General features: G+C 43.9%; 12 protein-coding genes and 1 other annotated feature. Of the genes, 4 read left to right on the top strand and 8 right to left on the bottom strand.

All coding sequences use genetic code 11. The features are described 5' to 3' along the window. Position 1: 1 nt before the first annotated feature. Complete coding sequence (locus tag KNP99_RS11280; RefSeq protein ID WP_353048409.1) at positions 2-88, top strand: IS3 family transposase; 87 nt, start codon at positions 2-4, stop codon at positions 86-88. Positions 89-217: 129 nt separating this feature from the next. On the opposite strand, the gene KNP99_RS11275 is transcribed toward KNP99_RS11280, so the two are convergent. Then, complete coding sequence (locus KNP99_RS11275; RefSeq protein ID WP_088836383.1) at positions 218-1,501, bottom strand: ABC transporter substrate-binding protein; 1,284 nt, start codon at positions 1,499-1,501, stop codon at positions 218-220. A gap of 189 nt (positions 1,502-1,690) precedes the next feature. On the opposite strand from KNP99_RS11275, the gene KNP99_RS11270 reads away from it, so the two are divergent. Next, entirely contained in the window at positions 1,691-3,154 is a 1,464-nt protein-coding gene (locus tag KNP99_RS11270) for a potassium/proton antiporter (RefSeq protein WP_088836382.1), read from the top strand. 18 nt (positions 3,155-3,172) lie between these two features. Here KNP99_RS11270 and KNP99_RS11265 read toward each other — a convergent pair whose 3' ends face one another. From KNP99_RS11265 to KNP99_RS11245, 5 genes are all read right to left on the bottom strand, one after another. Continuing rightward, positions 3,173-3,772, bottom strand: a complete 600-nt coding sequence (locus tag KNP99_RS11265; RefSeq protein ID WP_214766664.1) for a DedA family protein — start codon at positions 3,770-3,772, stop codon at positions 3,173-3,175. A gap of 19 nt (positions 3,773-3,791) precedes the next feature. Beyond that, positions 3,792-4,010: a hypothetical protein gene (locus KNP99_RS11260; protein WP_215193240.1), complete on the bottom strand. Its 219-nt coding sequence runs from the start codon at positions 4,008-4,010 to the stop codon at positions 3,792-3,794. 157 nt (positions 4,011-4,167) lie between these two features. Continuing rightward, entirely contained in the window at positions 4,168-5,142 is a 975-nt protein-coding gene (gene asnA, locus KNP99_RS11255) for an aspartate--ammonia ligase (RefSeq protein WP_214766668.1), read from the bottom strand. A 66-nt stretch (positions 5,143-5,208) separates the two neighbouring features. Continuing rightward, positions 5,209-5,466, bottom strand: a binding site (T-box leader). 143 nt (positions 5,467-5,609) lie between these two features. Further along, entirely contained in the window at positions 5,610-6,497 is an 888-nt protein-coding gene (locus KNP99_RS11250; protein WP_214766670.1) for a carbohydrate ABC transporter permease, read from the bottom strand. Further along, a complete protein-coding gene (locus KNP99_RS11245; protein ID WP_088836377.1) occupies positions 6,494-7,384 on the bottom strand; it encodes a carbohydrate ABC transporter permease in 891 nt (296 codons plus the stop codon). The genes KNP99_RS11250 and KNP99_RS11245 overlap by 4 nt, the downstream gene beginning before the upstream one ends. A 167-nt stretch (positions 7,385-7,551) precedes the next feature. Between KNP99_RS11245 and KNP99_RS11240 the strand changes: the two genes are divergently transcribed. Next, a complete protein-coding gene (locus tag KNP99_RS11240; RefSeq protein WP_214770034.1) occupies positions 7,552-9,231 on the top strand; it encodes a formate--tetrahydrofolate ligase in 1,680 nt (559 codons plus the stop codon). 10 nt (positions 9,232-9,241) lie between these two features. After that, a complete protein-coding gene (locus KNP99_RS11235) occupies positions 9,242-10,210 on the top strand; it encodes an alpha/beta fold hydrolase (RefSeq protein WP_088836375.1) in 969 nt (322 codons plus the stop codon). A 307-nt stretch (positions 10,211-10,517) separates the two neighbouring features. On the opposite strand, the gene KNP99_RS11230 is transcribed toward KNP99_RS11235, so the two are convergent. Beyond that, entirely contained in the window at positions 10,518-10,937 is a 420-nt protein-coding gene (locus KNP99_RS11230) for a hypothetical protein (protein WP_088836374.1), read from the bottom strand. After that, entirely contained in the window at positions 10,934-11,479 is a 546-nt protein-coding gene (locus KNP99_RS11225) for an imm11 family protein (RefSeq protein WP_235195200.1), read from the bottom strand. The genes KNP99_RS11230 and KNP99_RS11225 overlap by 4 nt, the downstream gene beginning before the upstream one ends. Positions 11,480-11,565 lie beyond the last annotated feature (86 nt).

Raw genomic sequence — 11,565 nt, 5'->3', positions numbered from 1 at the left:
CATTGACTATTACAATAGCGAACGAAGACAATGGAAACTACAAAAGATGACTCCGGCACAATACCGAAGCCATCTCATAGCAGCTTAAACAATAAAGGTGCTTTTATTAAATTGTCCAAACTATAGGGCGCAGTTCATCGATTCGATAGGAAAGAGGAGTTTTTCATGTCGATCCCCACCATGTAAACCACTGGTCTGAGATCGCTGTAGTTACTGCTTATTTTTTCATTTTCATCCATGTCTTCGTGAAGTCCTGTAACATCTCTTCTGACGTTTTTTGTTTACCGATATAGGCTTGCATGATTGCTCCGTATTCATTTACAGCACCATCCGGATATTTGAACCAGTTCCATGAAATCGTTTTGCCTTCTTTCGAGTAAGCTTGAATATCTTCTGCAAGCGGTCCTAAGTCCGTCGCTTCGATGGATTTAAAGGCCGGAATGAACTTAAATTTATTGACCATATAGTCTTTTCCTGTATCCGATGTCGCCATCCACTCGAGGAACTTCTTACCTTCTTCTTTATTCTTCGAGTTTTTATTGACGACCCAGTTATTCGGGACACCAACCGGAAGACGGTCCATTTTTTCTTTATCATCATTGATCGGCATCGGGATGAAGCCCATTTCGATGTCCGGGTTCACATCCGTGATCAACTGTTGCGCCCAGTTCCCTTGCTGAATCATCGCTGTTTTTCCTTCAGCAAACTGTGTGACTTGTGTATTATAGTCTGTCGTCAACGGATTTTTATTCCCATATTCAATCGTTAAGTCAAAGAGATCAATAAATTCTTTAAACTGTTTGTTGTCCTCGAATTTCCCTTTTCCTGCGTTTAAATCTGCAATAAACTGGTCGGGATCATCTTGTTGCGCCATCGGAATATTCAAGAGGTGATTTCCGAGTACCCACCACTCGCCATATCCGATTGAGAACGGTGTCACACCATCTGCTTTAAGTTTTTTAGAAGCATCCGTCAGTTCCGTTAATGTTTTTGGTAAGTCTGTGATGCCAGCTTTTTTAAAGATTTCTTTATTATAAATAAAACCATAGCCTTCTAAGTTCATCGGCATACCATATAGTTTTCCATCAATCGTCATCGGTTCTTTTGAAAGATCAGTTAAGTCACTGACCCACTCCTCGTCTGATAAATCTTCAAGTTTATCTTGCCACGTTTTTGCTTCAGCAAAACCACCATTATTGAAGACATCCGGTTCATTTCCTGACGCGAACTGTGACTTCAAGGCTGCACCATAATCCGATCCACCACCGACTGTTTGAACGACGACCTTCGTTCCTGTTTCCTTTTCGTACTCTTTCGCCATTTGTTCCATGTCTTTCGCAATCTCCGCTTTAAACTGGAATACATTAAGCGTCTTTCCATCTTTGGAAGAATCACTGTCCTTAGAATCGTCGCTATTTAGCGTCCCACCACCACATGCTGCTAATGCGACGACCATTGCCGTAGTGACGACTGGTACTGTTGCCCATTTACGTTTACGCATTCGGATACCTCCCTGATTTCGAGTTGATAATCGTGCTACGCTTTTACAATAAATGAAAACGCTACCAAATAAGATAGATAATTTTGTCGGGTGTGGTGGAAAATATTGAACAGTCGTTATCCGACCGAAAAACTCGGGATTAGTGTATAATGAAGTTAGAATTAAATTTTAACAAAGGAGTTTGATGCAATGTCCTTACCTTCGATTATTTTACTGATTGGTTCTTTGTTGTTCATCGCTGTCTGGACAACAAAATTATCTAGCCGCTTTAACATACCTGCTTTACTTATTTTCATTTCTTTAGGAATGATTGCTGGTAGTGATGTCACGGGCTTCATTCGTTTTGACGATGCAGAGTTGGCACAGTTGTTCGGTACGATTGCCTTAATCGTCATCTTGTTTGAAGGTGGTCTTCAAACGGTCTGGAAAGATGTCAAAAAAGAGCTCGCCCCATCTTTGTCCCTCGCGACGTTCGGTGTGTTCATCGCAACGACTGTCGTTGCCGTTGCTTCCCACTATATTCTTGGCTTTAACTGGCCCAATTCCTTTTTACTCGGAGCCATCGTCGGGTCGACAGACGCGGCTGCTATCTTTTCTGTGCTGAGTGGTCAATCCGTCCGGCGTAAAGTGGGTTCAACCCTCGAAGTCGAATCAGGGACAAATGACCCAATGGCTGTATTCTTGACGGTTCTCTTTCTTGAGTTTGTCACCAATCCGCAAGATGCCTCTCTTTTAAACGGCTTGTTTTCACTCACTTGGGAGATGGTTATCGGATTGTTACTTGGACTCGCGATTGGTTGGGTCGCTTCTGCCGTGATCAACCGAATCGATTTAAGTTCTTCTAGTTTTTATCCGATTCTCTTGATGTCATTTGGTTTCCTCTCATTCGGTATTGCTTCTGCTTTCTCAGCAAGCGGATTCTTAGCTGTCTATGTCACAGCCATTTACATCAGCAACCATGAACTTGTCTATCGGCAGACACTCGTCCGTTTCACGATGAGCATGGCCCATCTCGCTCAAATCGGAATGTTCATCGTACTTGGTCTACTCGTCTTCCCGAAACAGCTGCTTGATCCTCAAGTCATTCTTTCGTCTATCGCGCTAGCTTTGATTTTGATTTTCATCGCTCGTCCACTTTCTGTTTGGTTAAGCTTACTGCCGTTTAAATACAGTTGGCGTGAGAAGATTTTTATCTCGTTTGCAGGTCTTAAGGGTGCTGTTCCAATCATTCTCGCTACTTATCCACTTGTTGCAGGAATTGATAATGCCTCGATGATTTTCAATATCGTCTTCTTCACAGTGCTACTTTCGACATTGATTCAAGGGAGTTTGTTAAGTTTATTAGCTGACCGCTTACACTTAAACGAAACGGGCTCATCAACAATTCAAACCGTCATCGAATTTATGTCGATTGGAAAACCAAACGCTGAAATCATTGAATTAACGATTCCACGTCACCATCCGTTCATCGGAAAAATGATTTCAGATATTCAACTCCCTCAAGAATTTTTGATCACGGCAATCATCCGTGACGACCAAATCATTACGCCGCGTGGTGATACTGTATTCGAAGGAAATGATCAACTGTTGTTGTTGACACCGAAACACCGGATTAAAACGTTAAAACGCTTCCTGTTCCCTAAAACGTCATAACAAAAAGGAGAATCGTGTTTACGATTCTCCTTTTTTCGATTTCCGACGATAAATAATGTAACCGACGATTCCGATGATGATAATCCCGAGAATCCACCACAGTTCTTTTTCAAGTGCTTTTAACATCGACTCTGCACGTGCTACCCCAAATTTTTCTCCTAGCCAAATATAGAAGAACGAGACCGGAAATAATCCGACACTCGAAGCAAGGATATAACGCTTGAAGGAAAGATTAAATAGTCCACAGGGAATCGAGACAACCGACCGAACGACAGGAAAGAAACGACCAAATAGTGCTGACCACGTTCCGTATTTCGAAACAATTCGTTCCCCTTGATCGATTTCCCGTTCTTTAATCAATAACCATTTCCCGTAACGGACGAGTAATGGTCGTCCAGCATAACGACCTAAAAAATAAAATAATGTCGCTCCCATCAGGCTACCAAAGAAGCCGATTAAGACAGCCGTCGTCCAGCCGAGTGTTCCGTTTGAGACATACAGACCCAGTAAGGGTAACCCGACTTCTGCCGGAATTAATTCAGTACCTAATCCAAGAATCATAATCCCTAAAAAAAGCCAGAGATTTGACTCTCCAGCTGCAAATAACCACTCTAACACGCTTGACCCCTCCTCTTTTTTAACCTCGCGGATGGAGGAGATAATAGATGATGACGACAAGTGTCGTCCATACACCAGTGAAAATACCAATCACACCTACAATAAAGAAACCTAGTGCTACCATTGAGCCTGTTTCTTTATAATCACGCCACATCGTTCGAAGTCCTTTAATGTTAAACCAAAGAAATAGAACAAATAATAACGCAAATACCAGTCCTGTAATGAGTAATGCAGACATGTCTTCACCTCTTTCTTATTTATTCTTATGCCCATTATACGTCAATTCAACACGTTTTCCCTCCGTCTAAGGTCTTATGAACTTACTCATACTAAAAAAGAGACCCCACGTTTGTGAGATCTCATTTTCATTTCTTCTATATAATATAGTCACTCGCTTACAGGAGGTGCACACCTTGCTCGCGGTACGAACGACGCGTTTCCTCTGACCAGACGGATGCTTGGACTTCCCCGATGTGACGTTTCTTCAATAGGAACATCGCCATTCGTGATTGCCCGATCCCTCCTCCCATCGTCAACGGGAGTGTCTCTGAAAGAACACCTTGATGGAAAGGAAACTCTAATTTTTCGTGTTCTCCTGTCGTCTTGATTTGAGACAAGAGTGCCGCCCGATCGACGCGAATTCCCATCGATGATAACTCAAAAGCACCAATTTCCGGGTGATGAACTAAAATATCACCGTTTAGTGACCAGTCGTCGTAATCAGCTGCTCGGCCATCATGTTTTTCTCCAGAAGCTAAAGCTCCGCCGATTTGCATAAGGAAGACCGCACCGTACTCTTTTGTAATTGCCGTTTCCCGCTCTTTTGATGATAGGCTCGGATACGAATCTTCGAGCTCTTGTGTCGTCATGAAATGAATCGTCTTCGGTAACGTCGCTTCAATCCCGAACTGCTCTTGAACTTCTAATTCAACTTGGCGAATTGTTTCATAGATGGATAAGACCGTTGTCTTTAATGAATCGATTGTCCGAGCTTCTTTTGAGATGATCCGTTCCCAGTCCCATTGATCAACATGAATCGAATGTGTCGCGTCGAGTACTTCATCCCGACGGATCGCATGCATCAATGTATATAGCCCTTCGCCTTCTGCAAACCCATATGTGTGCAACGCTTGGCGTTTCCACTTCGCGAGTGACTGAACGATTTCAAGTTCTACTTGATGATCGATTGCATCAAAGCGAATGACACGCTCCGTTCCGTTTAAGTGATCGTTGACACCTAGTGTGCTTTCTACGAATAAAGGTGCTTCTACACGTGTCAATCCGAGTGTTTTAGAGAACTGGTCCTCAAAGCGTTTTTTTACGAGTGTGATGGCTTCCTGTGTCTGTTTCATCGATACGAGTGTTGTCATGGTTTTCTTCCTCCTCAATTGTGTTTTGAAAAAGAAGCCATAAAAAAGAGCCCTTCTCTCCCAAGAATATGGGACGAAAGACTCGGTTCCGCGGTACCACCCATGTTAGTAGCAAAGCTACTCACTCAAAAGACTTGATGAATCATCATCTCAATCTTCGGCCATATGATAACGGACAGGCATTTCCGGCTACGCCTACTGACAATCGTGTTCGGGTAGCGACTCCAGGATGTTCTTCACAACTTGTTTCCGACTGGGCTCTCACCGTCCCCAGCTCGCTAATACGGTTTTTCAAGGTGTTACTCTTCCCTTCAACGTCGTTGTTACAATTGAATTGAGATTATCGTACACTATGCCGTCACACTTTGAAAAGCTTTTTTTTTCAAAAAAATAAAATTGTCTGATTAGTCTGATTAAGTTTATCAAGCAAAAGCGTTCCCGCAGAAGCGAGAACGCGCTTTCAAAAATCATTTGATGGAACCACTCGTAATTCCTTGAATGATTTGCTTTTGCATCGCGAAGAAGAAGAGCAGTAACGGGATGATACCAAGCACGAGTCCGGCAAGCGCCAAGTCCCATTGTTTCGTGTATTGACCGAAGAAATAGAAAGTCGCCAGTGGAATCGTCCGTAAATCAACATCACGTAACATCAGCGATGGTAACAAAAAGTCATTCCAAATCCAAAGCGTGTTCAAGATGACGATTGTGACCGTAATGGGCTTAAGGAGCGGGAAGACGATCCGCCAAAAGACACCCCACTGTGAGCAGCCATCGATAATGGCCGCTTCTTCGATTTCTTCCGGAATGGATTTCATGAACCCATGATACAAGAAAATCGATAATCCTGATCCAAACCCGAGATACATCAAGATTAAGCCCCAGTAACTATTTTGCAAACCGAGCTGACCCGATAACTTCGATAACGGAATCATGATCGATTGGAACGGAATGATCATCGCTGCGACGAACAAAAAGAAAATAATCGTCGACAAGCGTGTTTTCGTCCGAACGAGTTTCCATGCCGCCATCGAACAGAAAATAACGATGATTGCATTCGCACCGACCGTGATGATGACGGAATTCAAGAATACTCTTCCGAAGTTCATCGCTTCCCAGGCATCCACGTAGTTTGAAGCCATCCACTCTTTTGGAAGACCGGATGTATTCGTAAAGATGTCCCCTCTCGACTTAAACGAATTCGAAAGTACGTAGTAAAAGGGAATCATATAGAGCAGTCCCATGATGAGCGCCGCAATTTCGACCATTCCAAGTCGAATCGAATAGCGTCCCTTTTTTTTCGGTTTTTGTTTTGGCGTTTGTTTTTTTGGCGTCGGTAAAGGTTGGGCTGTACTCATGCTTCCACCTCCCGCTTTTTCGTTAAGTAGACCTGTGTGACTGTAATCGCCGCAACGACCACAAAGAAGATGACAGCCTTCGCTGAACCAAGTCCTAAATTATTATTTGTAAAGGATTCTTTGTAGATGTTCAAAGCGAGCATCTCTGTCGACTTGAACGGACCACCGTTCGTTAACGATAAGTTCGTGTCGAACAGTTTGAATGACCAGGAAATCGTTAAGAATAAGCAAATCGTCACCGACGGCATGATCAATGGAATCGTAATATTACGCAGTGTCGATAAGCGATTCGCTCCATCAATTTTTGCCGCTTCAACCAATTCTTGCGGTACATTTTGTAACGCAGCGATATAGATGACCATGATGTACCCGCCACCTTGCCAAATCGAGACGATGACGATTCCCCAAAAACCTGTTCGGGCATCTCCGAGCCATGGTAATTCAAAAAGACTCCAACCCGTTAACTCGCCAATCGAAGAAAAACCTTTCACATAAATAAACTGCCAGATGAACCCAAGAATCAATCCACCAATCAAGTTCGGCATAAAGAAAATCGTTCGTAAAAAATTACGAGTCCGAATGTTTTGTGTTAATAAAAATGCCAGGATGAATCCAACTAGATTGGTCAAGACAACAGCAACAATTGTATAGCGCGTCGTTAACCAAAATGACTGTTGGAACTGTTCATCACTCGTAAACAATCGAACATAATTGTCAAAACCAATCCAATTCAGTTCACCTGTAATCCCGTTCCAATCCGTGAATGAATACATAACGCCATTAAAAAATGGAACAAGAACAATGACCGCGAAAACCAAAAAAACCGGTCCTACGAACATCCAGAAATCCAGTCCGCGTTTTAGTTTTTTCTTATTGCCTGATGCCATTTATCATCCCTCCTCTACCTTACATTACGAAATTCGACAAAAAATGAAAACGTAACGATTTGACTCTTTGGGTGGAAAATATTGAACGATTATTTGGCGTGTCTGTTTTAGATACGCTACTATAAGGAAATAGAGAGAAATCTATAATTGGAGAGGGAGAAGCTGCCATGGAAAAAACCATTCGTTCTGACTTAGAAATTGCACAACAAACGATTTTAAAACCAATCTCTGAGATTGCTGATCAAATCGGACTTACGGAGGCTGATTACGACAGCTACGGAAAGTACAAAGCAAAGTTAAGTGATGGATTAGCAACTCGCCTCGCAACTAAAACGGATGGGAAGCTCATTTTAGTCACAGCCATCAACCCGACGGCTGCCGGTGAGGGAAAATCAACTGTGACCGTCGGTTTAGGTCAAGCACTCCATCGTCAAAATCATAAAACGATGATTTGTTTACGCGAACCCTCCCTTGGACCAACTATGGGATTAAAGGGTGGCGCTTGTGGCGGTGGGTATAGTCAAGTGTTACCGATGGAAGAAATCAATCTTCATTTCACTGGAGACATGCATGCGATTACTTCGGCTCATAATACGATTAGTGCTTTACTCGATAATCACATGCATCAAGGAAACGAGCTTCACATCGATCCACGTCGCATCACCTGGAAACGCGTTCTCGACTTGAATGACCGCGCCCTCCGAAACATTACGATTGGTCTAGGGGGACCCGCACACAGCATTCCACGACAAGACGGTTTCGATATTACAGTCTCTTCCGAAATCATGGCCGTCTTATGCTTAGCCGACTCCTTAAAAGATTTAGAAGAACGGATCAGCCGGATCGTCGTCGCTTATTCTTATGATCAGCAAGCAATCACGGTCAAAGACATTGAAGCGTCGGGTGCTGCGACATTACTGCTAAAAGAAGCGTTCCGTCCGAACCTTGTCCAGACCGTCGAAGGAACACCCGCTTTAATTCACGGCGGGCCATTTGCAAATATCGCCCACGGCTGTAACTCACTCATCGCAACACGGACTGCACTTAAGTTAAGTGATTATGTCGTGACAGAGGCTGGATTCGGCGCTGACCTAGGGGCTGAAAAATTCTTCAACATCAAATCAAGAATTGGTAATCTCCATCCAGATGCTGTTGTCATTGTCGCGACGATCCGAGCACTTAAGATGCATGGTGGCGTCGCAAAAGATCAACTCGTCGAAGAAAACCTAGCCGCCTTAACAGAAGGACTGGCGTTGCTCGAAAAACATGTCGAGACGATGGATGTATTCGGTGTTCCCGCTGTTGTCGCACTCAATCGATTTTTCACTGATACAGAAACAGAACGGCAAACCGTCTTAACATGGTGTCGCGAACGAAACATTCGCGTCGCAGAGAGCGAAGTCTTCAGCCAAGGTGGTGCTGGTGGCGAAGCACTCGTCAGTCAAGTCATGGAGGCACTCGAGGAAGAGAGTCAATTCAAACCGTTGTATCCAGCAGAGTTACCCCTCAAGCAAAAAATCGAACGAATCGCAACGCGTGTCTATGGTGCTGCTGACGTACATTTTGAAGACAAAGCATTGCGCGAACTTGAACGTTGTGCAGAACGCGGGCTGAATGACCTGCCGATTTGTATGGCGAAAACACCGTTTTCTTTAACGGATGATCCATCAAAATATGGTCGGGTCGAAGGATTTACCATCACCGTTCGTGAAATCAAGCCGGCCATCGGTGCCGGATTCATTATTGCTCTAACCGGGAATGTATTAACGATGCCGGGTCTTCCTAAAAAACCGGCTGCTAATCAGATGGGGATTTCTGAAGACGGAACAATCTTTGGTCTTTCGTAATCAAGAGAGGATGAGACATGTGACAATTAATCATACACACTGGATTGCTTCTGATGGCTATACAACAAATATGCGGATCCTAGAAGCACAAGCACCAAAGGGAGTCGTCATCGTTTTCCATGGCATGATGGAACACGGGGCACGCTATGACGAATTCGCAGAATTTCTCAATGCTCACCACTTCCATACTTTCATTCCCGATCTTCGCTGTTTTGGTGAACGTGCGCAGCAGCAAGATGCCCTCGGTCATCTAGAGCCGAACCAAGGGTTTGAACAACTCATTCAGGACGCAGAGGAGCTCGTACAAGATATTAAGCAACAGTATCCTGAATTACCGGTTTTCGCATTCGGACATAGTTTTGGTTCCCTCATCTCACGACGCCTTGGTCAAACGCTTGGGCATGTGCTAGCAGGCGTCATCGCTAGTGGTCCACCTACCGATGCTGGAGTTTCAGGAACAGTCAGTAAACAACTCGTTAAACGGTTGATTGCTAATACTTCCGCCAAACAACCAGCTGAAGGGATGGGGCGTGCTGTATTCGGTCGATACAACTTACGTTTTTTCCCCGCCCTTTCGTCGAATGCCTGGTTATCCTCGGACCCACAATCCGTCTTGCGGTATGATGAAGATCCACTTTCAGGGCAGACCGTAACACTCGGATTTTTCCATGAGCTCTTGACGGCAACCAAATCCGTCAATGCGCTAGCAAATCTTTATCAGCACCCACGGCATCTCCCCCTTCTACTCGTCGCCGGAGAAGATGATCCGGTCGCCTTTGATGGAAAAGGAATTCACGCATTGTTTGATGCCTACAATCGCGTTCGCGTTGAAGATACTCAACTGACCGTCTATCGCGGTTTACGTCATGAACTCTTCCATGAGTTCGAACGCATTCGTGTGTTCGCAGACATTGCCGGTTGGTTGAATAATCATATCAATGCTCCATATCCTGCTTCTATTCGAAAACAGGGCTCTTAATCGAAACAAAGAGCTGACGTTAACGTCAGCTCCGGCTGTAAATAAACTTTTAGGACGAGTGAAGAGCATGTTGGCGTGTCCCCCCTGAAAAGTGCGTAAAACACTTGTTTACTGTATTTCAAAGAAAAAGGGCTTTTCGCTACGGGAACCAAGTGTGCATCCAGTCATCATGAACGAGATGAAGCAAAAAAAACGCCGATGACTCCGTATGAAAAACGGAATCATCGGCGTTTCTTATGCTAAGGACGAAACGGTCCATCACAAAGAATTGTGAAGGGAATCGTTTTGAATTAGCACCTTTTTCAACTCAAGAAATCCATTTTAAAGATGTCATGATTGTTTCGATTTCTTCTAACTCGAGCGATTCGCGATCCGCTGAGTACGTTAATAATACAAGGCGTTCTCCATCTGAATACGCAAAGATGCGAAGGAAAATTCCTTCCTCTTTTCCATCTACTGCGAGCAACGCTTCTTTTGTTGAATTACGACGCGTTTCAAGTGGACTCGTCAATTCGATATCAAATTCTTCAACCAACAAGTTGATTTCTTGTTCGGCTGCTTCGAATGGCGTCAATTCCTCCGATTCCGATTCATAAATCGAAAGTTGTAAGGTTCCCATCGCATTTTCTTCTGTCGAATAAAAACTGACAAAAGTCTCTTCTTCTTGATATTCAAATGCTTGTGGATATTCAAGTGTAATCCAATTATCGACCGTGTATTGTTTCATATTAATTCCTCCATTCGATTTATCTCGTCAAATTGTATCCCGGTCACGGTTAATCGTTCTAAATACCGTGCTAGCTGACTGGAGACGAAAATTCGATCTGTCAGTTCGTCTCGTAATAGATGATGGACACCGAGCGAATCTTGAACGAGTCGCTCTGTCATGAAGTAGACATACTTTTTTCCGATTGGTCGGAAAATGTTCGTCTTATGTAGATGTTCCACCCGTCTGACCGCTAGTATATTGATGAGATAGTAGTTGCTCCATCCCGATCTCGTTTGAAGTTGAACCCGAAGACATTGAACAGAAAACGGTGTAAACTGTTCAAGCGCCTGTTTCATCCGTTCAGAGACCAGCGGGATGTTCAACACGTTCGGAAGCACGTCCGGTAACATATCCGCATCCTGTTCAATCGAAAAGGCAAGTAAGCTTGCGTTAAGGAACCACTCTCCTGTCGTGAAGCGATGACGATCGATTTGATGATGGCATTGTGCCCTCCATCCTTTTCCCATCGGCTGTTCGCTCCAAACTTGAACTTTGTTCACTACTCATACGCTCCTCTATCCATCTTCAGCCATTCACAATCGTTACAGGAAGCTCATGTAAACGATTTAGCTATTATTATTGTACA

The organism is Exiguobacterium sp. s95, assembly GCF_018618655.1.
GTDB lineage: Bacteria > Bacillota > Bacilli > Exiguobacteriales > Exiguobacteriaceae > Exiguobacterium_A > Exiguobacterium_A oxidotolerans.
The sequence above is the reverse complement of the archived record's forward strand: the minus strand, read 5'-3'. Positions and strand labels throughout refer to the sequence as shown.